At 69.1% G+C, this 26,064-nt stretch carries 24 protein-coding genes; 10 read left to right on the forward strand and 14 right to left on the reverse strand.

Features of this window, described 5'->3' with window-relative positions; translation table 11 throughout:
* Positions 1-2 precede the first annotated feature (2 nt).
* Positions 3-251 carry a hypothetical protein gene (locus tag IG98_RS0126155; protein WP_030917491.1) on the forward strand — a complete coding sequence of 83 codons (249 nt, stop codon included), beginning with the start codon at positions 3-5 and terminating at the stop codon, positions 249-251.
* A gap of 77 nt (positions 252-328) precedes the next feature.
* Positions 329-1,228, forward strand: a complete 900-nt coding sequence (locus IG98_RS0126160; RefSeq protein ID WP_245651716.1) for an N-acetylmuramoyl-L-alanine amidase — start codon at positions 329-331, stop codon at positions 1,226-1,228.
* Between the two features lie 7 nt (positions 1,229-1,235).
* Here IG98_RS0126160 and IG98_RS0126165 read toward each other — a convergent pair whose 3' ends face one another.
* The gene (locus IG98_RS0126165) at positions 1,236-2,759 is read right to left on the reverse strand and encodes a N,N-dimethylformamidase beta subunit family domain-containing protein (RefSeq protein WP_342666846.1); all 1,524 of its coding nucleotides are present in this window, start codon (positions 2,757-2,759) and stop codon (positions 1,236-1,238) included.
* A gap of 119 nt (positions 2,760-2,878) precedes the next feature.
* Here IG98_RS0126165 and IG98_RS0126170 point away from each other — a divergent pair, with 119 nt between their 5' ends.
* Complete coding sequence (locus tag IG98_RS0126170; RefSeq protein ID WP_030917501.1) at positions 2,879-4,516, forward strand: beta-N-acetylhexosaminidase; 1,638 nt, start codon at positions 2,879-2,881, stop codon at positions 4,514-4,516.
* 64 nt (positions 4,517-4,580) lie between these two features.
* Here the strand turns inward: IG98_RS0126170 and IG98_RS0126175 are convergent, their stop codons facing one another.
* From IG98_RS0126175 to IG98_RS0126190, 4 genes are all read right to left on the reverse strand, one after another.
* On the reverse strand, positions 4,581-4,784 hold the full coding sequence (locus IG98_RS0126175) for a heavy-metal-associated domain-containing protein (RefSeq protein ID WP_030917504.1): 204 nt from the start codon (positions 4,782-4,784) through the stop codon (positions 4,581-4,583).
* A 58-nt stretch (positions 4,785-4,842) separates the two neighbouring features.
* On the reverse strand, positions 4,843-5,928 hold the full coding sequence (locus tag IG98_RS0126180; RefSeq protein ID WP_030917507.1) for a quinone-dependent dihydroorotate dehydrogenase: 1,086 nt from the start codon (positions 5,926-5,928) through the stop codon (positions 4,843-4,845).
* A 95-nt stretch (positions 5,929-6,023) separates the two neighbouring features.
* Positions 6,024-6,731 carry a GAF and ANTAR domain-containing protein gene (locus tag IG98_RS0126185; protein WP_051752921.1) on the reverse strand — a complete coding sequence of 236 codons (708 nt, stop codon included), beginning with the start codon at positions 6,729-6,731 and terminating at the stop codon, positions 6,024-6,026.
* 45 nt (positions 6,732-6,776) lie between these two features.
* Entirely contained in the window at positions 6,777-7,247 is a 471-nt protein-coding gene (locus IG98_RS0126190) for a GAF domain-containing protein (RefSeq protein WP_051752923.1), read from the reverse strand.
* A gap of 173 nt (positions 7,248-7,420) precedes the next feature.
* Between IG98_RS0126190 and IG98_RS0126195 the strand changes: the two genes are divergently transcribed.
* From IG98_RS0126195 to IG98_RS0126210, 4 genes are all read left to right on the forward strand, one after another.
* Positions 7,421-7,804 (forward strand): hypothetical protein, encoded by a 384-nt coding sequence (locus IG98_RS0126195; protein ID WP_030917516.1) that lies wholly within the window; start codon positions 7,421-7,423, stop codon positions 7,802-7,804.
* A 53-nt stretch (positions 7,805-7,857) separates the two neighbouring features.
* Complete coding sequence (locus tag IG98_RS0126200; RefSeq protein WP_030917518.1) at positions 7,858-8,622, forward strand: phosphatase PAP2 family protein; 765 nt, start codon at positions 7,858-7,860, stop codon at positions 8,620-8,622.
* A gap of 25 nt (positions 8,623-8,647) precedes the next feature.
* A complete protein-coding gene (locus IG98_RS45310) occupies positions 8,648-9,379 on the forward strand; it encodes a phosphatase PAP2 family protein (RefSeq protein WP_063766289.1) in 732 nt (243 codons plus the stop codon).
* A 224-nt stretch (positions 9,380-9,603) separates the two neighbouring features.
* A complete protein-coding gene (locus tag IG98_RS0126210) occupies positions 9,604-9,852 on the forward strand; it encodes a hypothetical protein (protein WP_030917524.1) in 249 nt (82 codons plus the stop codon).
* Positions 9,853-10,083: 231 nt separating this feature from the next.
* Here IG98_RS0126210 and IG98_RS0126220 read toward each other — a convergent pair whose 3' ends face one another.
* The 3 genes from IG98_RS0126220 to IG98_RS0126230 all read right to left on the reverse strand — a co-directional run bounded on the left by IG98_RS0126220 (position 10,084) and on the right by IG98_RS0126230 (position 13,277).
* Positions 10,084-11,985: a glycoside hydrolase family 15 protein gene (locus tag IG98_RS0126220; protein ID WP_030917526.1), complete on the reverse strand. Its 1,902-nt coding sequence runs from the start codon at positions 11,983-11,985 to the stop codon at positions 10,084-10,086.
* Between the two features lie 132 nt (positions 11,986-12,117).
* Positions 12,118-12,255 (reverse strand): DUF2267 domain-containing protein, encoded by a 138-nt coding sequence (locus tag IG98_RS50825; RefSeq protein WP_211264104.1) that lies wholly within the window; start codon positions 12,253-12,255, stop codon positions 12,118-12,120.
* Between the two features lie 86 nt (positions 12,256-12,341).
* Entirely contained in the window at positions 12,342-13,277 is a 936-nt protein-coding gene (locus tag IG98_RS0126230) for an AraC family transcriptional regulator (protein WP_030917529.1), read from the reverse strand.
* Positions 13,278-13,389: 112 nt separating this feature from the next.
* Here IG98_RS0126230 and IG98_RS0126235 point away from each other — a divergent pair, with 112 nt between their 5' ends.
* Together IG98_RS0126235 and IG98_RS0126240 are read left to right on the forward strand one after the other, a co-directional pair.
* Positions 13,390-13,905 carry an anthrone oxygenase family protein gene (locus IG98_RS0126235; protein ID WP_030917532.1) on the forward strand — a complete coding sequence of 172 codons (516 nt, stop codon included), beginning with the start codon at positions 13,390-13,392 and terminating at the stop codon, positions 13,903-13,905.
* A 169-nt stretch (positions 13,906-14,074) separates the two neighbouring features.
* The gene (locus tag IG98_RS0126240; RefSeq protein WP_051752927.1) at positions 14,075-15,202 is read left to right on the forward strand and encodes a serine hydrolase domain-containing protein; all 1,128 of its coding nucleotides are present in this window, start codon (positions 14,075-14,077) and stop codon (positions 15,200-15,202) included.
* A gap of 110 nt (positions 15,203-15,312) precedes the next feature.
* Here IG98_RS0126240 and IG98_RS0126245 read toward each other — a convergent pair whose 3' ends face one another.
* The 6 genes from IG98_RS0126245 to IG98_RS0126270 form a co-directional block, all read right to left on the reverse strand.
* Positions 15,313-16,179, reverse strand: a complete 867-nt coding sequence (locus tag IG98_RS0126245; RefSeq protein ID WP_030917538.1) for an NAD(P)-dependent oxidoreductase — start codon at positions 16,177-16,179, stop codon at positions 15,313-15,315.
* A 90-nt stretch (positions 16,180-16,269) separates the two neighbouring features.
* Positions 16,270-17,301, reverse strand: a complete 1,032-nt coding sequence (locus IG98_RS0126250; RefSeq protein WP_030917541.1) for an ABC transporter ATP-binding protein — start codon at positions 17,299-17,301, stop codon at positions 16,270-16,272.
* Positions 17,298-18,032: an ABC transporter permease gene (locus IG98_RS0126255; protein ID WP_084195670.1), complete on the reverse strand. Its 735-nt coding sequence runs from the start codon at positions 18,030-18,032 to the stop codon at positions 17,298-17,300. Before IG98_RS0126255 ends, IG98_RS0126250 begins: the two co-directional genes overlap by 4 nt.
* A 76-nt stretch (positions 18,033-18,108) precedes the next feature.
* Positions 18,109-18,516, reverse strand: coding sequence for a TOBE domain-containing protein (locus IG98_RS0126260; RefSeq protein WP_030917546.1), 408 nt, complete (start codon positions 18,514-18,516; stop codon positions 18,109-18,111).
* A 242-nt stretch (positions 18,517-18,758) separates the two neighbouring features.
* Positions 18,759-20,906, reverse strand: a complete 2,148-nt coding sequence (gene recD2 / locus IG98_RS0126265; RefSeq protein ID WP_030917549.1) for an SF1B family DNA helicase RecD2 — start codon at positions 20,904-20,906, stop codon at positions 18,759-18,761.
* 577 nt (positions 20,907-21,483) lie between these two features.
* Positions 21,484-24,612, reverse strand: coding sequence for a tetratricopeptide repeat protein (locus IG98_RS0126270; protein ID WP_084195659.1), 3,129 nt, complete (start codon positions 24,610-24,612; stop codon positions 21,484-21,486).
* A 303-nt stretch (positions 24,613-24,915) separates the two neighbouring features.
* Between IG98_RS0126270 and IG98_RS0126275 the strand changes: the two genes are divergently transcribed.
* Positions 24,916-26,046 (forward strand): hypothetical protein, encoded by a 1,131-nt coding sequence (locus IG98_RS0126275; RefSeq protein WP_245651717.1) that lies wholly within the window; start codon positions 24,916-24,918, stop codon positions 26,044-26,046.
* Positions 26,047-26,064: the final 18 nt, after the last annotated feature.

Below are 26,064 nucleotides of genomic sequence, written 5' to 3' on the forward strand. Positions count from 1 at the left end.
CAATGCGTGATCCAGAACTGGTGTCATGCGCCCAGCGGGCCGCCGCCGAGCTTGAGCGGGCGTGGGCGCACTGGCGGGCCGCCCGGGGCCGCAGCGGAGATGCCGGAGCCGAGTCCGTGGCCAGTTACGTGGCCCATTCGATCGACCATCCGTGGGGACGTCCGCGCGTGGTCCTCGGACTGGACGCCGAGGACGCCAGGGAACTCGCCTCGCTCCTGCAGAAGCAGGAGGTCGGCGAGCACGCCTGGTAGCCGAGGCGCACTTCGGATAACAGCCGGGTACATATCGCGACAACGACCAAGACATGTCGCCGCGCCGCGTAAGTTGGGTGGCTGACGACGTATGGGGGGCGATGATCGTGACCGGCAGAGCACTCGCGGCGGCACTTGTCCTGTGCGGCCTGGGCGCCGCCTCCTGCGGCACCACCGGCGGCGCGGATCCCGGGCGAGATCGCGTCCCCGCCCCCGCGGCGGCAGCCACCGCCGCCCAGCCCACGACCGGCGAGGCGACCGGCGTGGCACCCGGTGCGGCGAGTGAGTCCGCCCCCACTCCCACCGCGGCCCGCAAGCCGTTAAGCGGCAAGATCGTGGTCATCGACCCGGGGCACAACGGGCAGAACTACCGCCACTCCGCGGAGATCAACAAGCAGGTCGACGTGCTGACCCAGCGGAAGGCCTGCGACACCACGGGCACCGCCACCGCGAACGGCTACAGCGAGGCCGCCTTCACCTGGGACGTCTCCCAGCGCCTGGACAAGATCCTCAAGAGCCGGGGCGCGAAGGTGGTGCTGACCCGCCGGGACAACAACGGCGTCGGACCGTGCATCACCCAGCGGGCCGCGATCGGCAACAAGGCCAAGGCGAACGCGGCGATCTCGGTTCACGCCGACGGGGCGAGCCCCGCCAACCACGGCTTCCACGTGATCATTCCGAAGAAGATCGGCGGTCCGGTCGACCCGGTGGTCAAGGACTCCGAGGAGCTCGGCATCGATGTGCGCAACGCCCTGAAGCGCGGCACCGGCCTGTCGTACTCCACCTACATCGGCAAGGCGGCCCTGGACTACCGCAACGACCTCGGCGGGCTGAACCTCTCCACGGTTCCCAAGATCTTCGTCGAGTGCGGCAACATGAAGAACCCGACCGAGGCGGCCAAGTTCCAGCAGGCGGCGTTCCGGCAGAGGATCGCGCTCTCCCTGGCCAACGGGCTGCAGCAGTACCTGACCCACTGAGGCCCGCTCAGCCTCTCGCCGGACCGGCCAGGCCCAGGGACCTGAGGTTGTCCTCGGCCGGGTGGCGGCGCGCGGCCGGACCGGCCGCGAAGGCCCGCAGGATGTTCCCGGTGGCCCTGCGGACGAAGGAGGCGGCCCGTGCCGTGACGCCGTGGCCGCAGCGGGCCCCCCGCATCGCGCACACCCAGCGCATCGTGCCCGAGGAGAACACGGCGGCGCCGCTCGGCACCGTGTAGTAGGCACTGTGCGCGACCGTGGAGCGTCCGCCGCAGTCGACCGGGGAGACGGACAGAACCTCCATCGGGCGGGGCACATCCGCGCCGACCCGGTCGGTCTCCACCCCCACCATGCCGGGGAAGGTGGTGCCGCGCCGCACCCCGGTCCCCTTGAAGATCCAGTTGCCGGGACGCCAGACCACGTAGGCGGACTCGGAGGGGAAGCAGTCGTACATCGGGCCGGTCAGTGAGCTCTCCGGCCTGCCGGTCGCGCGCCACAGGACCGTGTGGGCGTCCTCGGCGGCGTCCTTGTGGCAGACGACCAGGCGGCGGTGGCCCAGCGGCGTCGCGGCGAAGCGGATCCGCCAGTAGACGGCGTTGGCTCCGAGGAAGGCGAGGTTGGTGCCGTGGTCACGGGCCGCCTCGACGGTGCGGCGCATGCGCGCCGACCAGTACTCGTCGTGGCCCAGGGAGACCAGGCCCCTCGCCCCGTCGAGGAGGTGCGGGTCGCGGTCGAGATCCGCGCTCGTGACATAGGCGAGCGGGACACCGCTGCGCTCGGCGACCTCGATGGCGTCGCGTTCCATGTCCAGGAAGAGCCGCGCGCCCGATGTGTCGTAGGGGCGGTCGAAGCTGACCGCGCGGGACCTGTCGGTGAAACCGCCGGGCCCCCGGTAGAGGCTGCGGCCACCCCAGTCGTTGTACGCCTGCCAGGTGGTGACCGCGTTGACGACGACCAGGCGTTCCCTGGTGGAGGTGGACCTGACGGTGAGGGGCACGTAGCGACCGCCTCCGGTCTCGGCGTCCAGCCTGATCAGGTAGGAGCCCTCCGGCCAGCCGGAGGTGTCCACCTCGGGGCCCGGCTTCCAGTGGGCGGCGGTCACCGTGCGGGTGGCGGCGTTCGTCCTGGCCGGGGCCTGCCTCATGCCGGGCAGCCCGCTCGCCCGCCAGACCTGCCTGGCCCCGGCCCCGCCGTACCAGCCCATCCGGAAGGCCCTGGCGGTGTAGCGGTCGGCGGTGGTCGAGACGTACAGCCGGAAGCTCTCTCCCGGCGGCACGCTCACCCGGTCGGCGAAGCCCTCGATCTCGTGCTCGGCACCGCGGTGACGCACTCGCCAGTCGGGGGTTCCCGGTCTGGCGTTCTCGATCGCGGTGGCGCTCCGTACCGCGGACGCCGACGCCGAGGGAGTGGGCGAGGGCGGCTCCGCGGGCCGCTCGACGGTGGCGCTACATCCGGCGACCAGCAGGGTCGCCATCAGGGTCATCAGCGGTGTACGGGCCGATTGCCAGGACGTTTGGAACATGAGCAGCAGCATGTCCACCTGGAAGATCCCCCACGGCTCTCCCTCGCCGGACTTGGGTGGTTCTTGGCCTCATGATCCGGGACGGCAAAGTAAAAGACTTATCCGCCGATGGGTTTGGCATGATGCGAACCATGACTGACCTCCTGCCGCTTCCTGCCGCGTACACGCCTGTGGACGGCTCCCTCGGGCTCTCCCCTGGAGTCGGCGTCCGGGGCCCCGCCGAGCTGGTCGACGCGGTACGGCTCTCCCTCGCCGTACTCGACCCGCGTCCCGACGAAGCAGGCGTGATCAGGGTGGAACCCGACGCGTCGCTCGGCGCCGAGTCGTACACCCTGGACGTGACGGCCCAGGGCGTGCGGATCGCGGCCGGAGATCGCGCCGGGGCCTTCTACGCGGGCCAGACGCTCCGGCAGCTGCTCCCCGCCGCGGCGTTCCGCACGGTGGCGGGGACGGGCTGGAGCGTCCCCCTCGGCCAGGTGCGGGACGCGCCCCGGTTCTCCTGGCGCGGGGTGCACCTGGACGTGGCCCGGCACTTCATGCCCAAGCGCGAGGTGCTCAGGATGGTCGACCTCATGGCGGCGCACAAGCTGAACCGCCTCCACCTGCACCTGGTGGACGACCAGGGCTGGCGGGTCGAGAGCCGCAGGCACCCGCGGCTGCACGAGGTGGGCTCGCACCGCCCGCGCACGGTCACCAGCTACTACCGGGAGGACCTGGCCTTCGACGACGTGCCGCACGGCGGCTACTACACGCTGGACGACCTCGCCGAGATCGGCGCCTACGCGCGGGCCCGCGCCGTGACCGTCGTGCCCGAGATCGACGTGCCGGGACACGCGTCGGCGATCCTCGCCGCCTATCCCGGGCTGGACGCCCGCGCCACCGGCGGCCGGCGGCCCGAGCCCTTCCGGGTACTGGAGCGCTGGGGCATCTCCCCCGCGATCCTGTCCCCGCTGCCCGGCACCGTCGACTTCCTGACCGACGTGTTCGACGAGATCCTGGCGGCGCTGGGCGAGACCCCGTACGTCCATATCGGCGGGGACGAATGCGTGCTCGACGGCTGGGCCGCCTCCCCGGAGATCGTCGCCTTCCAGGCGGAGCTGGGGCTGGGGAACCTCACCGATCTGCACGCCTGGTTCCTGCGCCGGCTGGCGGACGTGCTGGCGACGCGTGGCAGCCGGGCCTTGGTGTGGGACGAGGCGTTCGTCAGCGGCATGCTCAGGCCCGACACGGTCGTGATGCCCTGGCGCGGCCCCGGGGTGGCCAGGCGCGCCGCCGCGGCCGGGCACGACGTGGTACAGACACCGGTCTTCCCGCTGTACTTCGACTACGCCGAGGCCGCGTCCGAGCTGGAGCCGGTGGCGATCGGCGACACGATCACCGTCTCGGACGTCGCGGCCTTCGCCCCGGCGCCGCAGGAGTGGACGGCCGGGGAGCGGGAGCGCGTGCTCGGGGCCCAGTTCCAGCTGTGGAGCGAGCGGCTGCCCGACGGACGCGCGGTGGACTACCGGGCCTGGCCCCGGGGGTGCGCGCTGGCCGAGGTCACCTGGTCAGGCTCGGCCGGGGCCGGGTTCGACGCCCGGCTGGAGACGCATCTGGGCCGCCTCGACGCGCTCGGCGTCGAGTACCGGCCGCCGACCGGCCCGCGCCCCTGGCAGCTGGGCGGTACCGGCCATCGGCGGCACCGGCCGGGGATCGTCAGGGCGGACGAGGCCATGAGGCATCTGGAGGAGAAGACCCACGACGCCGACTCGACCCGGCCCAGCCTCTGACCTCGGCCGGCCGGGGCGGAAGAGCACTGACCGCCCCGGCCGGCCGGACAGGACCGGCAGCGGGTCAGTCCGCCACCTCGTAGCCGGCCTCCTTGATGGCGGCGCGGATGGCCGCGTCATCGGGAGAGTCACCGGAGACGTCGACCCTGCCGGTTTCGAGGTCGACGTCGACACCGGTGACGCCGGAGACCTCGCCGACCTCCTCCTTGACCGAGCTCACGCAGTGGCCACAGGTCATGCCGGTGACGGTGTATGTGATCACGCTCATCGTGCCTCCAATGCCCCAAGATTACCCACCCAGGGTATATTGCCTCTCGGGGGGCGGATCAGGCCGCGGTACGGCCGATTATCTGCCGGAGGTCCAGCACGCCGTGACGGCGGAGCCTGCGGGCGAGCTCGCGGTTGACGCGATGCGCCCAGAGGGGCCCCTCGTAGATCAGCGCACTGTAGCCCTGAACGAGCGTGGCCCCGGCGAGCAGGCGCTCCCAGACGTCGTCCACGTCCTCCACGCCGCCTACCGAGACAAGCACCAGGCGGTCGCCCACCCTCGCGCGCAGCCTGCGCAGCACTTCCAGGGACCTGGCCTTCAGCGGCCTGCCGGACAGGCCGCCGCTCTGCTGGGCCAGGTCACGCTCCGCGCCGGTCAGCGCCTGCCTGCCGATCGTGGTGTTGGTGGCGATGATGCCGTCGAGACCGAGCTCCAGGGCCAGGTCGGCGACCGCGTCCACATCGTCGTCCGCCAGATCGGGCGCTATCTTGACCAGCAGCGGGGTGCGCTTGGGGGTGGCGTCGGCGATCTCCTTCACCGCCCGCAGCAGCGGGCCGAGCAGTTCCACGGCCTGGAGGTCGCGCAGCCCGGGGGTGTTGGGCGAGCTGACGTTGACGACCAGGTAGTCGGCCAGTGGAGCGAGCTTTCTGGCGCTGGTCACGTAGTCGTCGACGGCTCCCGACTCGGGCACCACCTTGGTCTTGCCGATGTTGACGCCGACGATCGCCGGAACGCCCCTGGGCCTGCTCAGCAGCCGGGCCGCCGCGGCGGCTCCGGCGTTGTTGAACCCCATCCTGTTGATGATCGCCCGGTTTCCCACGAGGCGGAACAACCGGGGCCGGGCGTTGCCCGGCTGCGCGTGGGCGGTGATCGTGCCGACCTCGACGTGGCTGAAGCCGAGCGCGGACATGGCCTCCACACAGCCGGCGTCCTTGTCGAATCCGGCCGCCAGCCCGAACGGGCCGGGGAAGTGCACGCCGAATGCCTGCACGCGCAGTGCGGGATCGCGCGGCGCGAGGCTGCGGTGGAGCAGCCTCTTGACCACGGGCATGACCGAGAGGGCACGGAGCGCGCGCACCATCAGATGGTGCGCGTCCTCCGCGTCGAGGCGGCTGAGGACCTGCGAGAAGACGAATTTGTACATCACCGATCAGGTTAGTGCCCCTACCGGGCAGGGCTCGCGCCGGAGTGCCTGATCAGTGGGCATCCATCGGGCTCAGCTCCATGACGTGAGCAGGATCACCGCATTTCTCCGGCTCCCTCACCGAGTAGTTCGGCTGCGAGGTCGGCGACCCGGCGACGGCTGTCCCTGGCCTGCTTGCGCAGACCGGTGAAGGCCTGGGTGGCGGTCAGGTCGTGCTTTCCCATCAGGTAGCCGATCGCCCGCTCGATGACCACGCGGTAGTCGAGGGCGTACTGGAGCTGCTCGGCCAGCGCGCTCTTCTCCTCGGCGGCCATCGCGGCGGCGAGCAGCTGCTCGATCACGTCCGCGTAGCCGTAGAGGGCTTGGATGTCCGACTCGTCCCATTGGTAAACCGTGGCCTGGTAGACGTTCAACGTACCGACCGGCTCGCTGCCGAGCCGGACGGGCACCCCTGCCACCGCCCGTACCTCCGGGTGAAGCAGGTCGGCGAGCTTCGGCCAGCGCGGATCGACGCACACGTCGTTTGAGGTCACCGCACAATTCTCTTCAAACGCGGAAATGCACGGCCCCTGACCAAGATGGAGCTGCGCACCCTCAAGACTCCGCCCCGGGTCGTCGGTGGCGACCAAATAACGAAGATCCTTGCCCTCCTCCGCGAACATCAGCCCCGCACCCGAATACCCGAACAGCGAGTTCACCACGTCCACGGCACGTTCCAACTGATGGACTATGCCTGTGGCGGGCGAGGTCGTCCTGAGCTTTCTCAAACTCGCGACCAGCGCTTCCGGATCAATGTGAGTCATATGCGGGGCGCCTTTCAGCGTCGACCTGGTTACTTGACATACACACTACGACTGCCCAGAAATGGGAGATCTATTGGCCAGCGTTTGGAGAACCATCACCATGAGCTCGCCGAGGCGTTCTCCGGCCCGGACTTTCGCGGGTTGCCATTCATGGCTCATCCGGTCGTAGAAATTCAGGGTGCCGATCAGCCGTTCCTCGGTTCGCAACGGCACCGAGAGCACCGCGCGGACCTCCGAGACCCGCGCGGCCACGCCGGGGAACCCGAGGGGCCTGGCCGCCCGCAGGTCGTCGACCGTGACGTCTTCCCCCCGGACCAGGCTCTCGATGGCCGGCCCGGAACCGATCTGCTCCTGGATCAGCTCCAGGCGCCGGCCGTGGTCGTCGGAACCGCCGATCGCCCGCAACCGGTCGTGGTCGTCTATCAGCATGAGCGCCGCGCCGTCGGCGCCGAGAACGTCGGCGAGCGCACCGAGGGTGCGATCGATGAGCCGGGAGAGTTCGAGGACCTGTGTCATGGGCGGGCTTCCTCCACGTCGAGGTAGCTCCGCGGACACAGGGCGGAATGATTTGCGGATCAGAGCCTAGTGCTGCCCGATGACTCCGGCCAAGCCGTTCTCCTCCCCGGCCGCATATCGCCGTCAACACATCGTCAAGCGTTCGACAAACAGAGATCGGCAAGGTGGACCGCATGAACACCCTGTCACGTTCGGCCATCGCCCGGCGGCGCCGCACCCTGGCGCACATCGTGCTCCGCGACCTCACGGAGACCGGTGATGTCACTGTCCCCATCTGGTGGGAGGAGGAGATCCAGCGGGAGTTCGACGGGCTCGGCGGGTTTCTGGCCGAGCTGAGCCGCCAGTGGTGGACCGCCTACGCCGCGCACCTGGACGCGCTGATCGAGCTCGGCGTCGACGACCCGTCCCAGGCGTGGGACGACGTCGCGGCGCAGATGCCTCAGCTACGGGCCGTCCTCGACGCCTACAAGGACGAGGTGGCACTCGCCGAGGCCGAGCGACGGCACTGCGACGTCCTGCGCTGGACCACCCGACGCGAATCCAGGCCCGCGGCCTGAGGCTTTACCCGGAGTGGAAAGAATATTCACCGGAAATCGGGTAGCCATGGACGATGGTTCGATCTGTCCAAGGTGAGTCACCACCTCACGGAAATCCCGATGATCACTCCGCCGACCTGCGCCTGGGCATACGCCTGACGCTGGCCGTGGTGGCAGTGGCGATCTTCACGGTGCCGTTCGTGGTCCTGCTCGTACTTGTGAAGACCTCCTCCTCACCACTCAGGAGCTTCGACGAGAGCATCGCCCTCCAGCTGCACGCCCAGGCACTGGATCACCCCGGCTACACGACCTTCCTCAACGTGGCGACCGAGGTGTTCGGCCCCTGGACATGGCGTGGGCTGGTGCTGCTGACCGCCGCCTGGCTCTGGTACCGGGGCGCGCCGCGGCTGGCCGTCTGGGCGGTCGCCACGATCACCTTCGGCGGCCTGCTGAACCTCGCGGTCAAGGGGATCGTCGACCGCGCCCGGCCTGATCTGCCCGACCCGGTGGCCTCGGCGCCCGGCGCCTCCTTCCCCTCCGGCCACGCGATGAGCGCCGCGCTGGGCGCGTGCATCCTCGTGCTCATCCTGCTGCCCTTCCTACGGACTCAGGCCTCCCGGATCGCCGCCTGGATCGTCGCGGCGGTCATCGTGGTGTTCGTCGCCTACAGCCGGGTGGCGCTCGGCGTCCACTGGACCAGTGACGTCGTCGCCGGGGTCGCGCTGGGCGTGGTGGTCGTGGTGGGAACCGCCGTGGGCTTCGAGGCCTGGCGCCGGGGAGAGGGCCGCAAACCCGTCGAGCCGCCCATGGAAGGCATCGAGCCCGAGGCGTTCCGGTGAGGTCATTTGGGGTAGCTGGCGCGCCATGTCGAAAATGTCGGTGGACTTCAAGGGCGTGACGCGCCTCATCCTGGTACCGCTGGCCATCATGGCCGCTCTGACGATCGGCGTCGGACTCCTCATCACCAAGGTCCTGCAGACAACAACCCTGATGGCGAACGACCAGGGGGTCAACGAGCAGCTGGCCCAGGGCCGCACCGCCTACTGGAGTTCGATCACCGATGTGATGTCGGGTCTGTCCGACACCCCGGTGATCATCACTGCGACCGCGTTACTCGTCCTCGGCTTCCGGCTGGTCTTCAAGCGCTGGAACGAGTCGATCTTCCTCGCGCTGGCGGTCTTCTCCCAGTCGGCGATCTTCCTGCTGGCCACCGTCTTCGCCCAGCGCAAGCGACCCGCCGTCGAGCATCTCGACCCGGCCCCGCCCACCTCCAGCTTCCCCTCGGGCCACACCAGTGCCGCTGTCGCCTTCTACTGCGGTGTCGCCCTGGTACTGACCGTCCACACCCACCGTTACAAGATCCTGAGCGTGCTGTGGTGGCTGGTCGGCCTGGGCATCCCCCTCGGTATCGGCTACTCGCGCATGTACCGCGGCATGCACCACCTGAGTGACGTGAGCTGGGGCTTCCTGCTCGGCCTGGTCTGCATCGCGGTGGCGGCCAACGCGCTGCTGTTCCGGCCGGTGGTGGGGGAGAAGGAGAAGGCCCCGAGGCCGGGGGGAACCGCCCGGTCGTACCGAGAATCGGCCGGGGGGTGAGAGAGACATTCCCCACCCACGGGATCGCTTCACATGAGACCGTTATGAAGCAGCGCCACCAAGTCTCACATCTGTCACTTGGGGTCGCTCAATGATCGCCCTGCGCTACGAAGTAAGATAGAAACCCCAATAGGGAGATTCACCTCTCTCCGGCGGGGCACGAACAGCCAGCCGGCCGGACAGAGAGACGTTCGACGGCTACCCTCAAGGAAGGAAGCCGGCCCATGGATCACCAGTCCGTCGTCTGCGCCAAATGTACGGGCGTTCTCCTCGCCACCGACTCCCGCACCTACACGGCGCAGCGAGGTCGCCTGATCCTGACCAACGGCTACTGCGGCTGCCCTGCCACGCAGGCCCCCGCCGAGCAGGTCACCGAGCAGCAGCATCAGCCTCAGCCCGTCGCGGAGCAGCCCGCGTACACCTCTCAGCAGAACGCGCAGCCCGCAGGCCAGAACTCGATGGTGGTCGCCTGACGACATCGACGGAGGGAGCGGTCGCGGCGTCGGGGGGCGTGCGCGACGGCTCGGCCACTCAGCGGCCCCGTGTGTTCAGCCGCTGAGTCCCCAGGCCAGCACCACCGACAGGCCACTCGTCGCGAGCAGGCCGACGAGCACCACTATCGCAATCACCCGACGGTTCATACCCGAAAGCCTAGCCAGGCCGTTCGGGTGCTCTCGTACGTCCGCGTGCGGTCATGACCGCTGCTAGGTCGGCCAGGCGGTCGAGGTGAACTGCTCTCGCTCCGCGCGGATGATGTGGATCACCGCGTTGATGAGTGCCAGGTGGGTGAACGCCTGGGGAAAGTTGCCGAGGTGGCGCCCGGTCACCGGGTCGATCTCCTCGGCGTAGAGTCCGAGGGCGCTGGCGAAGGAGAGGACCCTTTCACAGAGCCTGCGGGCCCGGGTGTACTCCCCGATGTCGACCAGCGCCGAGACGAGCCAGAACGAGCAGATCGTGAAGGTGCCCTCCTCGCCCGACATGCCGTCGTCCGTGTACTCCGTCCGGTAGCGCAGGACCAGGTCGTCGGCTGTCAGCTCGTCGGCGATGGCCAGAACGGTGGCGCGGACCCGGGGATCACTGGGCGGCAGGAAGTGCACCAGCGAGACGAGCAGGAGTGACGCGTCGAGAGCGTCGGTGTCGTAGTGCTGCTTGAACACCCCTCGCTCGCTGACGCCGTTGGCGCACACGTCGACGTGGATCTCGTCGGCGATCGCCTGCCAGCGCGTGGCCAGCTCGAACTCCTCCCTGAGCAGGGCGAGCCGGGTGCCCCTGTCGATCGCCACCCAGCACATGATCTTCGAGGAGGTGAAGTGCCGTGGCTCTCCGCGCACCTCCCAGATGCCCCGGTCGGGCTCCTGCCAGTGTCTGATGGCCGACTCGACCTGCCGTTTCAGGACGGGCCAGATCCGCTCGTCCACGCGGTCCCGCGACCTGGTGTGGATGTAGAAAGAGTCGAGGACGGCGCCCCAGACGTCGTTCTGGCGGTGCTGGTAGGCGTCGTTGCCGATCCGGACGGGCCTGGCGCCCTCGTATCCGTGAAGATGGTCGAGGATGTGCTCCTTCAGCTCGCGCTCGCCGTCGACGCCGTACATGATCTGGAGCTCCTCGTCCCGCTCCGCGACATCGGCGATGAACCAGAAGAAGTCGTCGGCCTCCCAGTCGAAGCCCAGCGTGTAGAGGCCCCAGAGGGCGAGGGTCGAGTCTCTGATCCAGGAGTAGCGGTAGTCCCAGTTGCGGCTGCCGCCCGGGGTCTCGGGCAGGGAGGTGGTCGCCGCCGCGATGAGCGCGCCCGTCGGGGCGAAGGTCAGGCCCTTGAGGGTGAGGGCGCTGCGCTCCAGGTAGCTCCGCCAGTGGTGGTCGGGAAAGTTTCCCCTGGCGAGCCAGTGCTGCCAGTGGTGGGCGGTCCACACCAGCCGCTCGTAGGCCTCCGCGAAGGTGTACGGCGGCTCGTGCACGGTCCACGACAGCGCGCAGAAGCGCGTGTCCCCCTCCTTGAGGAGGGTGCGCGCCGTCGCCCGCCCGGCCTCGAACCCCAGCCGCAGGTCCGTGGTGAGCCTGAGCTCCAGGCTCTGCCCCGCCGCCCTCGCGACACCCTGGTGGTAGCCCCTGTCGGTGTACGACCAGCGGGCGGGGATGCGGCCGTAGTCGAACATCGGCTCGCAGCCGAGCGTGACCTGCGCCTCCCCGCTGACACAGCGCACCGTGCGGAGCAGCACGTGGGAGGCGTCGTAGTCGGTCGGCGCCCTCCGATGCGTGTGGGAGAGCTCCTCGTGGTGATGCCAGGGCCCTATCAGGAGCAGGTCGCGCACGATGATCCAGCCGGTGGGCGTGCCCCAGCTCGTCTCCAGGATCATGGTGCCGGGCAGGTAGCGGCGGGCGGCGGGCACCCTCATGTCCGCGGGACCGAACCGGAAGCCTCCCGCGCCCCGGTCGAGGATGGCCGCGAAGACGCTGGGAGAGTCCATCCTGGGCAGGCAGAGCCACTCGACGTTCCCGCTCGGCGCGATCAGCGCGGTGACCTCACAGTCGGACAGGAACGCGTACTCGGCGATGGGCGGGAAGGGAGAGGCGCCGTGCAGCGCGCCCACCGATGGATCCGCGGTCATAAGCCCCTCCTCTCCTCGGCCGCCCTGCTCGGGAACACCTGTCGTCACACCCACCGGTTCCGGGATTTCCGGCCCGCGGCGGGGAACCAGGCTGTCCGCTTCACCAGGCCCCCCGCCCGCCGGCCCCCCGGGTCAGGTGGTGGTCTCCACCATCTCCTGGAATTCCCCGGGAAGCTGTGCCAGAACATGATCGAAAACTTCGTCGTCGATCAGCTCACGCAACGTGGTCAGCACCGCTCGCACTCCGGTGCCGGTCTCCTTGTATTCCATGTCGTCCCCCTCGACCGGCTAGCCTTCCCGGTCGGTACGAGAATGAACGCCCAGGTCACCACCTGTGTCCACTTCCCGGGGGCTGGCTACCCCGCCCCGGCGCGGTACTCCTGCGGGCTGACCCCGCGTACCCGCTTGAAGGCCGTGCTGAGCGCGAACGAACTGCCGTACCCGACCGACGCGGCCACCGCGCCGACCGTGGCGTCGGTCTCGCGCAGCAGGTCGGCGGCCATGGCCAGCCGCCAGCCGGTGAGGAAGGCCATCGGGGACTCGCCGACCAGTTCGGTGAAGCGGCGGGCCAGGGCAGCGCGGGAGACGCCGGCCCCGGCGGCCAGGGCGGCCACGGTCCAGGGGCGGGCGGGGTTGTTGTGCAGCATGCGCAGGGCCTTGCCCACCACGGGATCGCGGTGGGCGCGGTACCAGGCGGGGGCCCCGGCCTCGGGACGGGAGAACCAGGCCCGCAGGACGGCGATGAGCAGCAGGTCGAGCAGCCGGTCGAGAACGGCCTCCTGACCCGGCTCGTCCTTGACGATCTCGTCGGCGAGCAGCGGGATGATGGGGCAGTTCCAGGCGTCTTCCGGCAGGACCAGCAGCGTGGGCAGCGCCTCCAGGAGACGCCGGCTGATCTCCCCGCGCATCTGGTAGGCGCCGGTGATGATCACCGCCGACCCGTCCGGGCTGTTGCCCCAGGTGCGGACGCCCAGGTCCATCGCCTGGGCCAGGTCGTGGCCGTCGAGGGTGGTGCAGTGCTGCCCGGGGTGGATCACCACTTCGGGAGGCGTGGCCGGGTCGTCGGCGACGGTGTAGGGATCGGGACCACGGATGATCGCGACGTCCCCGGGCCCCAGGCGCACCGCGTCGCCGCCGTCGGGGACCACCCATGCCTCGCCCCGCACCATGGCCGCCAGGGCGAGCGGTGCCCGATCCTGGATGCGGAGGGACCAGGGCGGGCTCAGGATCGAGCGGAGCAGGAACGCTCCCCGGGCTCTCGGCCCGTCCAGGAGGTCGGTGAGTGCGTCCACGATCAACACTGTAGACGCTGAAACATGGAATCGCGCTTCTCAACCATGGCCCGTCTTGCCGCCGGCGACTTCACTGGCGGTATGCCGGAAAACCCACACGGAAGAGGATGTGATGTCGGTGCTGTTCCGAGGCGTCGCACTGGTCGCGGCGGCCATCACGATGGGGCTCACGGCGGGCCTCTTCTACGCCTACAGCTGCTCCGTCATGCCCGGCCTGGGCCAGACTGACGACCGGACCTTCGTCGGCGCCATGCAGCGGATCAACGTGGCGATCCTCAACGGCTGGTTCGCGGTCTGCTTCGGCGGCGCACTGGTGCTGACCGTCCTGGCCGCGCTGCTCCACCTGCACCGGGAGGGACGACCCGTGCTGCCCTGGATCGTGGCCGCGCTCGTCCTGTACGTGCTGGTGCTCGTCATCACGGCGCTGGTCAACGTGCCGCTCAACAACGCGCTCGACGCGGCCGGGGAGCCCGACGGCGTCGCCGGCCTCGCGGCGGTGCGCGAGCGGTTCGAGGCGACGTGGGTTCGCTGGAACCTCGCCCGCACCGTGGCGTGCGTCGCCGCCTTCGGCTGCCTCACCTGGGCCCTCGTGCTGTACGGGCGCATCGGGCCATCGGGCGGCTCGTGACCCGGGCGGACTGCCCGGCCGCCCGTGCCCCACCACCGGGAGCCCTCACCGGAGAGACCTCAACAGGAGGACTCCGGGCGGTTACCGTATGGGGAACCGCCCTGCCCCTGCCAGAGAGCTACCGGAAAAGCCTGCCACGATCCCCACCGCCGAGCTCACCGGAGGAAACATGGGAAGGATCGACATCGGCCACCGCCTGTCAGGACCGGTCGTCGCGACGATCACCGCACTCACACTGACCGCCGGGGCGACGCCCGCCCTGGCCCGGACGGCGCCGGTCTCCTTCACCCCGGCCGCCGCCAAGGCGGGCTCCTTCGACCTCATGTGGCCGTCGGCACATCCGGTCGAACTGCGGAACGCCCCCAGGCGGCTCTCCGTGACCTACACCTACAAGGGACGCGAGCACACCCTTGACAGCTTTCTCACACGAACGAAGACCAACGGCTTCGTCGTCCTGGACGGCCAGAAGATCGTGAACGAGCGCTACGTCCAGGCCGATCCCGATACCCGGTTCCAGTCCTGGTCGATGGCGAAGTCCTTCACGTCGGCCGCGGTCGGCATCGCCCTGCACGAGGGGCACATCCGCTCGATCGACGACCCGGTGACCGGTTACCTGACCGAACTACGCGGCTCGGGCTACAACGGAGTGTCCATCCGCGACCTCCTCCGGATGTCGTCGGGAATCGACTGGGACGAGCGCTCCGACGTGCCTGACCTGCATAGGAGCGCTGTCCGGGGCCAGTCGGTCACGAAACTGGCGGCGCGGCAGGTACGCGGCTGGAAACCCGGCAGCAGGTTCGAGTACACGAGCATGAACTCCTTCGTGCTCGCCAAGCTCGTCAGCCGCGCCACCGGTACGCCGTATCACCGATACGTGGAGGAGAAGATCTGGAAGCCCGCCGGCATGGCGTCCACGGTACGCGTCGACAGCGACTCAGGCGGCGACAGCCTCGGCTACTGCTGCTACCACGCCACCGACCGCGACTTCGCCCGGTTCGGCCTGCTCTACCTCCGCGACGGACGGGCAGGAGCGCGTCAGGTGGTGCCGCGCTCCTGGGTCAGGAAGTCGACCACACCCTCCGCTTCCTTCAACCCCGGCTACGGGCTGCACTGGTGGCTCGGCGGCGACGGCCGGGGCGACTTCATGGCCGCCGGGTTCGGCGGGCAGTACATCTACGTCTCGCCCAGGCACGGGGTGGTTGTCGTCAAATCGGCCCGCTCCGCCTCGGGCCAGAACCAGGGCGAGACGCTGGCCGCGTTCCGCGCCGTGGCCGCCGAGGTGGCGAGAACCCGCTGATGCCGGACCAGCCGCGAGAGGATGCCCCAGGGCGTGCTCTGTGGATCTTCGCCTGGGCTGCGGATCGGCCGGACGGATGCCCCGCACGGCGGCGACGCGGGGCAGTACACCTAGCGTGATCCGCCGCGCAGCAGCTCGACGATCGCGCCGATGTCGGCGTCGCTCCAGCCGCGCTCGGCCGCCTCCTCGTAACGCCGCTCGACCAGCCGGGCGATGGGCAGCTCAAGACCGCTCGACTCGGCCAGCTCGGCGGCGAGCCGCACGTCCTTGGCGGCGAGCCTCGTCGTGAACCACCCCTGGTGGTCGCCGGCCAGGACATCGTCGATCCGGTTGTGCAGGGCGGGCGCGACGGTGGACCACTGGAAGAGGAAGTCGTGCAGCAGCATGTTGTCGAGGCCGGCGGCCTGGCTCGTGGCCGTCACCTCGGCGAGCACCGCGATCCCGGACATGAGCAGGTAGTTGCTCAACAGTTTGAAAGCGAGCGCGGCGCCGGGGTCGGCGCCGCAGTAGGAGTAGGCGGCGAAGACCTCCGTCCACACCGGCTTCAGCGCGTCGACGAGGTCGCGCTCGCCGCCCACCAGGACCGCGGCCTTCCCCTCGGCGACGGCCGAGGGACCGCCGAGCACGGGGGCCGCCACGAATCGGCCTCCCGGCACCAGGTCCCGCATCTCGCGAGCCGTGGCCGGGGCGACGGTGCTCAGGTCGGCCACGACCGGCCTGGTCGACTCGATCGGGCCGGCCTGGACGAGCTGGGCCATCACCTCGCGGACCGCCCGGCCGTCGGCGAGCGACAGCAGCACCGCCTCGGCCGCCCGCACCGCCTGTCCGAGCGAGGCCGCCTCGACCGCGCCGAGGCTGACCGGCTCGTCCGCCCGGCCCGGCGTGCGGTTCCACACCGTGACCTGGAAACCGAGCCCCAGCAGCCGCCGGGCCAGCGCCCGCCCCATCATGCCCATCCCGAGCACGGCAACGCGCATAGGTCATCCCCCCTCCCCGTCATTATGCGCACCGGGGTTCCGGCGGCCGTGCCGCCACGCGGACCGCCGCCCATCCCGCCGACCGCGGCGTCAGAACGGGTAGACGTGGGTCTCGGTGGCCTTGACCGACGCCCAGATCCGCTGTCCGGGGGTGAGGTCGAGGTCGGCGACGGCGGCGGGGGTGACGTCGGCCGCGGCGGCGATCGGCCCGGCCAGGTGGATGCGGACGCTGTCGCCGTGCCGTTCGATGCCCTCGATCGTGGCCTGCCAGAGGTTGCGCGGGCTGCCGTCGGGGCGGGTCCGATACAGCGCGACCGCGCTAGGCGGAAAGGCGACGAACGCGGGGCCCTCCAGCTGCTCGGCGACGCTGAAGAGCACCTCTCCGACGGAGACCTGCTGTCCGGCGGCGGTGCCCCGGTAGAGGTTGAGGCCGACCAGGCGGGCGACGTAGTCGGTACGCGGGCGCCGGGCGACCTCGGCGGGGGTGCCCTGCTGCACGACGGCGCCGTTCTCGATGACGACCAGACGGTCGGCGAGCACCATGGCGTCCAGCGGATCATGGGTGACCAGGACCGTCGCGCCGCCGAAGTCGGCCAGGTGGCGGCGGAGCTGGGAGCGGATCTCCAGGCGGGTGTGGGCGTCCAGGGCCGCCAGCGGCTCGTCCATTAGCAGCAGGCGCGGCTCCACCGCGAGGGCGCGGGCCAGCGCGACGCGCTGGGCCTGACCGCCGGAGAGCTGCCGGGGTCTCATCGTGGCGTGCCCGGTCAGGCCGACGCGCTCCAGCCAGACCGCGGCACCGCGCCGCGCCTCCGCCCTGGAGGCGCCGCGGCAGCGGGGCCCGAAGGCGACGTTGTCCAGCGCGGACAGGTGCGGGAAGAGCAGGTAGTCCTGGAAGACCACGCCGATCGGGCGTCGTTCGGCCGCCAGGGTGTGCAGCGCCTCGCCGTCCAGGCTGATCCGCCCGCCGGACAGGGCGGTGAGCCCGGCCAGCGCGCGCAGCGCCGTGGTCTTGCCCGCACCGTTGGGGCCGAGCAGGGCGACCACCTGCCCCGCGGCGACCTCCAGCTCGATGTCCAGCTGGAAGCGGGGCCTGGTGACGACCAGCCGGGCACTCAAGGTCACGGGGCACTCACCCACCGCTCGCGCAGGCCGGCCAGGATGATCACCGAGACGGCGAGCAGGACGAGACTGAGCACGATCGCGGCCTCGGGTTCGGTCTCCAGGGCGAGGTAGACGGCCAGCGGCATGGTCTGGGTCCGGCCGGGGAAGTTGCCGGCGAAGGTGATGGTGGCGCCGAACTCACCGAGCGCGCGGGCCCAGCACAGCACGGCTCCGGCGACGATGCCGGGGGCGATCAGTGGCAGGGTGACCCGGCGGAAGATGATCCAGCGGGACGCTCCCAGTGTCGCGGCGGCCTCCTCGAAGCGCAGGTCGGCCGCACGCAGCGCGCCCTCGACACTGATGACCAGGAACGGCATGGCGACGAACGCCTCGGCGACGACCACTCCCGCCGTGGTGAACGGCAGGGTGATGCCGAAGGTGGCGTCCAGCCACTGGCCGATCAGGCCACGCCGCCCCAGCACGAGCAGCAGGGCGACCCCGCCGACCACCGGGGGCAGCACGAGGGGCACCGTGATCAGCGCCCGCACCAGGCGGCGCCCGGGGAGGTCGACCCGGGCCAGCAGCCAGGCCAGCGGCACGCCGAGCAGCAGACATACCAGCGTGGCCAGGGTCGCGGTCACCAGCGACAGGCGCAGCGCCTCCAGCACATGGGGCTCGCCCAGCCTCTCGACCAGCGTGGACCAGGGGGCGCGCACCAGCAGCCCGGCCAGCGGCAGCGTCAGGAAGACCATGCCGACCACCGCGGGCAGCACCAGCACCCAGGGCAGGCGACCCGCCACACCATGCGCCCTGCCGCTCACCTGGCTGTCAGCTCGCCGTACGGGCGTGATCGGGGATCTCCACCACGACGTTGGTGGACTTGATCACGGCGACCGCCATCACCCCCACCTCCAGGCCCAGCTCGTCGGCGGCCTGGCGGCTCATCAGCGACACCACCCGGTAGGGGCCCGCGGCGATCTCCACCTGGGCCATCACCGCGTCCTTGATCACCTCGGTCACGATGCCGCGGAAACGGTTCCGCGCCGAGGAGAGCCCGGAGCCGTTCTCGGACTCGATCTGGGCACGCGCGAATGCCGCCAGGTCCGCGCCCGCCACCATCCGGTGACCGTGCTCGTCCCGCTGGGCCGCGAGCCGCCCGGCGTCCACCCAGCGGCGGACGGTGTCGGGACTCACCCCCAGCAGTGCGGCGGCCTCACTGATCCGAAACGTCGTCACGACAATCACCATACCTTTGCATATGCAGGCTTTTATCGCCATATTTCATGGCAGGCGCCCACCCCGGGGTGGGCGCGCACCTCATCTTCGCCCTCCACGGAAGCCGGACGACCCGGTTGACCCCTCCCGCTCCCCCGTCGTCATGTTCGGCGACTCCTCGGCCAGGCTCACCCGGCCGGGGAGTCGCCCTTCCGTCATGGTTCCGGGGTCCGAAACGGTCAGGGGCGCTTCGGAGGTCCTCGTCAGTCACCGATCAGTACGGTTCCGAGGCTCAGCGCGAGCCGGCGGGCGAGCCCGGTGTTGCGGCGGTGGCCGAGCCGCTGGACGGCCATCTCCAGCGCCTTGCGTTCGCCGACGACGACCACCCAGGACCGCGCCCGGGTGATCAGGGTGTAGAGCAGCCTGCGGCGGAGCATGACGCCGCCGGACTCGGTGACCAGCGGCGCGACCACGAAGGGATACTCACTGCCCTGGGAACGGTGGATGCTGATGGCGTACGTGTGGGTCAGCTCGTCGAGCTCGCCGAAGCCGTACTTCACGATCTGCCCGTCGTCGGTGCGGATCTCGACGAGCCGCTCCTCGGTGGTGACGGCGGTGACCGTGCCGGTGTCCCCGTTGAAGACGCCCTTGTCGTAGTTGTTGCGGATCGGCATGACCCGGTCGCCGACCCGGAAGACCGAGGCGCCCGACCAGTGTTCCGCGACTCCCTCGCGAGCCGGGTTGAGCCGCTCCTGGATCATCCGGCCGATCTCGGCGGTCCCGGTCAGGCCCCTGCGCATCGGGCACAGCACCTGGACCTGGTCCGGGCTCACCCCCTGCTTGCGCGGGATCGCCACCGTCGCCAGGTGCGTCACCCGCTCGGCGACCTGCTCGGGGTCGTCGACCTCCTCGAACCAGAAGCCCCCGCCACCGGGGATCGGAGGCACCTCTCCGGCCCGGATCCGGTGAGCGGCTCTGATGATCCCGCTCCCCTCGGCCTGGCGGAAGACACGGGTCAGCCGGATCCGCGCGATCTCCTCGACGCGCAGCAGGTCGGCCAGCACGCTGCCGGGGGCGATGCTGGGCAGCTGATCACTGTCGCCCACGATCAGCAGGTGGCTGCCCACCGGGACGACCGCGGTGAGCCGGGTGGCCAGATGCAGGTCCAGCATGGAGGCCTCGTCGACCACGATCAGGTCGGCCTGCGCGGGTGTCTGCTCGAACAGCGCGCCGCTGTCGGTGTCCGGTTGGTGGGCCAGCATCCGGTGCACGGTCATCGCGGGCATGCCGGTGAGCTCCGACAGGCGCTTGGCCGCCTTGCCGGTAGGCGCGGTGAGGGTCACCGAGCCGCCCATCGCCTTCGCGGTCGCCGCGATGGTCCTGACAGTATGGCTCTTCCCGCAGCCCGGACCGCCGGTGATGATGGACACGGTGCTGGTCAGCGCCATGTTCACCGCCGCCCGCTGATCCTCGTCCAGCCCGGGATCCTCCTGGAAGGCGCGCATGGGCAGCGTCGAAGTGGCCTGGATGAGCCTGGTCAGCTGGGCGGTCAGGGTGAGTTCGCGGCTGTGGGTCTCCCTCAGGTACACCACGGCCTGCCCCCGGTCGTCGGGCGACACCTCGACGACCACCCTGCGGTCGGCGACGAGGGCGTCGAGCGTCCGGCGGACGAGGTCGTGGTCCTGCTCGACCAGTTCCGCGGACTGGGCGACCAGCGCGACCAGCCGTACGTAGCAGTGCCCGTCGCGGCTGGCCGCCGTCTCCAGCCTGTCCAGGATCGCCGCCTTGATCCGCTGCGGGCTGCTCTCGGAGACCCCGGAGCGCAGGGCGACCCTGTCGGCCGTGGCGAACGCGATGCCCCTGACCTTGCCGATGAGCCGGTACGGATCGGAGGCGAGGACGTCGCCCGACTCGGCGCCGAACACCTGGTAGATCCTGGCCGCGAGCAGCGGGCTGATCCCGAACCCCTGCAGGGTCACCATCAGCTCGGCGATCGCCTTCTGCTCCTGCCACGCGTCGGCGATCTGGGCCTGCCGCGCGGGGCCGATGTTGACGACCTCGATGAGCCGTTCGGGTTCGGTGTCGATGACGGTCAGTGTCGTCTCACCGAAGTGGCTGACGATGGCGTGGGCGAGCCTCGGCCCGATACCCCGGATCAGACCGGAGCCCAGATAGATCCGGATGGCCCTGACCGTGGCCGGGACCAGCCGCTCGCACGCCGTGACCTCGAAACGCCTGCCGTGACGCGGATGCTCGCCCCACGCGCCGACAAGCCGGAGCGTCTCCCCCGGCTGTACCCCGCCCAGGGCCCGGCCGGAGGCGACGAAGCCGGGCATGCCCTCGGCGCTCATCCGCGCGATCGTGTACTCGTCCTCCCGGACGTACACCAACTGCTCGACGGACGCCTCCACCGCGGCGAGCCATCCCTCCCCTTGACCCCACTCCTGGCACCTCAGACTAGGTGATCGGGTGTCCCCGCAGAGCGTCACCTGCCAGGTCGTCCGTGAGTGGGACACGACGTACCTGAGATCAGGAGCGGTTCCGTCGTTGGAGGGAGTGATCGTGCCTCGGTGATTCCGGTGTCGCGATGAGCGGTTCGAACAGAGAAAGGAGGCGGATCAAAAGTCCGCCTCCTTTCCGCACCCACCTTTTCATCCCTCAGGCCGAAATACCCACATTAACCAGAAATTCGGCAACATATACGACATAAACCATGAACATCCCTGAAATGGACATCAAGGTGACAAACTGTCGATTCACCATATATCCCTAGCGGTCAATAGCGCTTTCTGATTTCCGATCCGAGTTTCTCCGGAGCCGTTATGGCACTTAGAGCTTACCAAAAATCAAAGAGACGTAAACCGCGATAAGGTCTTTTAGTGCATATGTCCAAGTAAGATAGATAGTGACCGCAAGTTCCACAAAATGGCCTACATGCCCCTATGACCGTTTCAGAAAAACCGATTTAGAGTGGAAAATGATCATACTTCAGGGCGAGCAGGCGTTTCCTAGCTCGGCGAGCCGGGCTCGGACGGCCTCGGCTTCGGGGACTCCCAGAGGCTCGTACAGATCGAGCGCCCGCCGCCAGTGTTCCTCAGCCCGCGCCCCCTCGCCAAGGTAAGCAAGCGTGACACCCATCTCGTCCAGCGTGCGGGCCTCCTGGTAGACGTCACCGATGACACGCGTCAGAGCAAGGGCCTTCTCATGGCAGGCGAGAGCGGCGTCGTAGCGGCTCGCACGGCGGTGGATGCTGCCGATCCCACGAAGCGCCCGGCTCTCCTCATATCGCTCCGATATCTCCATCGATATCCTCAGCGCCTTCTCCCGATGGGTGAGCGCCTCTTCATCCCTGCCCATGCGCGCATAACAACCGCCGAGGTTGTTCAGCACGTCCGCCTCGCCTCGCCGGTCACCGATGTCGCGATATCCGCCCAGGGATTTTCCGTAGCATTCGAGCGCTTCGGTGTATCGTCCCAGGCACTGGTAGGCGTTTGCGATGTTGCCGAGCCATATGGCCTCGTTCTGGGTTCCCATGTGGGGGTACAGGGAGGCGGCTTCCTGGTAATGCTCCAATGCCGTGGCATGGTTACCGAACCGGATCTCGACATCGCCGAGGTTGTTCAGCGTGACCTGCTGCCCGCGCCGATCGCCGTTCTGCTGGTACAGCACGAACGCCTCCCGGAAAAGTCCGGCCGCCTCGACGTAACAGGACCGATGCCATTTGATCATCGCGATGTGGTCGAGACTCGCCGCCTGACCGTAGCGGTCGCCGATCGCCCTGCGCAGGTGCAAAGCCCGCTCGAAATAGTCCAGTGCGACATCGAACTCGGAGCGGTGCCAGTGCACCAGGCCGCAGTGGTCGAGCAGGTCGCCGACGGCCCGTTCGTTGTTGAGGACACGCTGGATCACGAGCGCCTCACCCGCCAACCGGAGCGCTTCGTCGTTCTGACCGGTCCGCCATCGCACCACGCTGAGGTCGGCCAGCGCGCGAGCCGTCCACGCCCGGTCCCCCATCTCCCGCCACATCGCCACAGCGCATGCGTGGAGATCGGCCGCCTCCGCCCAGTGTCCCGATGCGTGGAGGTGGCGGCTGAGCACGTGGGAGAGGAGCGCCGCGTACCTCACCCATCCATGGCCGGCGGCGTGGCGCGTGATGAGAAGGAGATTGTCCAGTTCGGCGTCCATCCAGGCACGGGCCTGATCCTCGGTGCCGATGACCGATCGAAGGTGTGACGGGCTCGACACCTCGACGGGGCCACGTGCCAGGTGCGGATAGAGCAGCCGATCCACCGTGTCCGCCATGAAGAGGTAGTAGTCGAGAACCCGCCGGAGCACCTCTGCCCGCCTGCCGTCCGACTCCCCGCTGGACAGCAGGCGGGCGTAGTCGCGAATGAGGTCGTGGAATCGGTACCGGCCCCGTAGAGGTTCGGCGATCAGATGGTGATCGTGAAGGTCTTCGAGGAACTTCTCCGCGTCGGCCTGGTCGACTTCCAACAGCACCGACGCGCACTCGGAGGTGATTTCCGTTCCAGGATGCAGCCCGAGCCAACGAAACGCCCGCTGCTGCCATTCATCGAGACAGTTGAAGGAGAGTTCGAACGCCGCGGTGATCTCGCGGTTCTCCGCGCGGATCTCGGCCAGTCGCCGGTCGGCTCTGCCGAGCAGTTCCACGAGGTCGGTCACGCTCCAAGCGGGCCGATGCCGGAGCCGGTTGCCGGCCAACTGGATCGCGAGGGGGAGATATCCGCAGAGCCGTACGACCGAGGCGACGTCGTCCGCCTGAAGCACGCGTTGCGGGCCCACCACTCGGGCGAAGAGCGTGGCCCCATCCTCGGGAGACAGCACGTCCAGGGAGAGCGACTGGACATCGTCCAGTCCGGCCAGCCGCCGCCTGCTGGTGACCACGACGAGGCAGCCGGGCGCCCCTGGGAGGAGGTGGCTGATCTGGTTGTGCCCCGTGGCGTTGTCAAGAACGATGAGCACCCTGCGACGAGCCAGTTCGGTCCGCCACACCGTCGCGCGCTCGTCCAGGCCGCTCGGAATACGAGGAGCGGGGACACCGAGAACACGGAGAAGCCGGTCCAGCGCGGTCGCCGGATCCACCGGCTCGTTCTGGGCGTCGTGGCCATGCAGGTCCAGGTAGAGCTGCCCGTCGGGATAGTCGTCGGTGATCCGGTGGGCCAGGTGCACGGCCAGGGCGGTCTTCCCGACACCCGCCATGCCGTCGATCGCGAACACGGTGACCGTGTCTTTCCGCGCCCGCTCCCCGATCAACCAGTCGAGCTCAACGGTTCGGCCAGTGAAGGTGCGGCTGTCACGAGGAAGGTTGTTCACGGGGGTGTCTTTCCGGACACCGGGCTGGGATTCGGGCAGCAGTGCCGGGTCCCCCTGGAGGATGCGTTGGTGCAACGCCCGCAGACCGGGGCCGGGTTCGGTGCCGAGTTCACCGACGAGCCGCCCGCGGGCCTGACGGTAGGCGAGAAGGGCCTCCGTCTGCCGGCCGCTGCGATAGAGCACCTGCATGAGCAACTCGACCAGCCTCTCCTCAAAGGGAAACCGGCCAATCAGATCGTGTAGTTCCGCCACGAGATCGGCATGCCCGCCCTGCAGGAGTTCGAGTTCCATCCGTTCGACGATGCCGCCCAGTAATTCGCCTTCGAGATTCTGGCGGGTCTGTACGGCCCAGAAACCGGATAGACCGGCCAACGGCTCCCCTCGCCATAACCGGCCCGCTTCACGGTAGAGTTCCGAAGCACGGCCGATATCACCCTTTTCGGTTACCGAACGGGCTTGCGAACGGAGCGCACGAAAGCGGTGGTAGTCGATGTTCCGGGGGTCTATTTCGAGAAAATACGCCCCGGAACCGTATCGTAGGCCCACGTCCTCTCCGGTGTCCTGGAGGCGTGCCCTCAGCCGGGCGATGTGAATGTACAGGCTGCTCCGGGCTTTCGGCGGTGGATTCTCATCCCATACCTTGCGGATGAGCGACTCTGTGGATACCGGCTTGCCCGGCGCCATGAGAAGGATGGCCAAAACGTGGCGCTCTCTGGCCCACCCCAGGTCACAGCGCTTTCCTCGGGACCAAAACTCGACTGGACCGAGAATACGGAATTCCATTCGAGCCCCTTTCTCAGGGAGCCACCTTCCCGTATGACATTTAAACCCAGGTGAGTCAATCGAGATGTAAGTGACCGGACCAGCTCTACGACCTATTTATCCTTAATAAGCCTTGGCTGGCAACAGGATCGCCGCAAGGGTTTCCGCAAGTTCCGGCAGTGACTCTCAGGAGAGGGCGGCACATCTCGCCCGCACACCGGAAGGAGGGATAGCCCGCGAATGTCTGGCCACGAATGGAGCAGGGTTCCGATCGGACTTGACGCCCGCCGATGGGTGACACGCAGGGACTGCAAAGCGGTTCTGGTGATCGTCCACACCGTGACCTCGGGACAGCGTCTGCTGGACACGGTCCGTCTCGTGGAGTCCGACCTGAGAATCCAGGTCGTGTTCACCATGGCTCCGGATGTCTTCAGCAATGGAGTGGCACAGTTCATCAGCGGTCTGGGCGCGGTGTCGCTGCCCTGGCCACAAGCGACACAGCAGAGATTCGATCTTGCCCTCACCGCCAGCCTGGGCTCGATCCACGAGATCCACGCGCCCTTGATCGTCATGCCGCACGGTGCCGGCTTCAACAAGTTCGTCACCGTGCGGGAGGGGGCCCGTGCCGTGGGCGACCGCGTGGCGTACGGACTCGACCCCCAGCGACTGCTGCATGACGGCGCCGTACTCCCCGCGGGGATCGTCCTCTCTCACGAGTCCGAACTTGGGAGGCTGGGCCGGACCTGTCCGGAGGCACTGCCCGTGGCCTCCGTCATCGGCGACTCGTCGTACGACAGGCTGGTCTCCGGCCTGCCGCACCGCGACTCGTATCGCCGGGCGCTGGCGGTCGAGCCGGACCAGAGACTCGTCGTCGTCAGCTCGACCTGGGGCCCGCAGTCGCTCTTCGGCCGGTGGCCCAACCTGCTCCCCCGTCTGATCGCCGAATTACCCCGGCGGGAGTACCGCATCGTGGTGCTCCTGCATCCCAACGTATGGTTCGGGCACGGTGTCTGGCAGGTGAGAACTTGGCTCGCCGACTGCCTGCGGCACGGGTTGAGCCTGGTGCCACCGGAAGCGGACTGGCGTGCGGTCCTCGCCGCGGCCGACTGGATCATCGGGGACCACGGGTCGGCGACCCTGTACGGGACGGCCACCGGAGTTCCGGTCGTGCTGGCCGGCTTCCCCCGCTCCGGCATCGATCCGGCATCCGCGCTCGCCAAGCTCGCCGCCATCGCCCCTCGGATCTCCAGGCTCGGTTCACTCCGCGGCCAGTTGGCCAGGATCGCCGCCGAGGTGCGGCCCGACCACTACCGAACTGTCACCGAAGGCATCACCTCTGCGCCGGGTCGTTTCGATCGCAACATGCGCCACCTCATCTACCGGCTGTTGGATCTGCGGCAGCCCGCGACCATCCCGGTGACCGCACCGGCCTCGGTGCCCTTCCTCGTCACATAGACCAGCCAGATCGGAGGC

This window comes from Streptosporangium amethystogenes (genome assembly GCF_000721075.1).
GTDB lineage: Bacteria > Actinomycetota > Actinomycetes > Streptosporangiales > Streptosporangiaceae > Streptosporangium > Streptosporangium amethystogenes.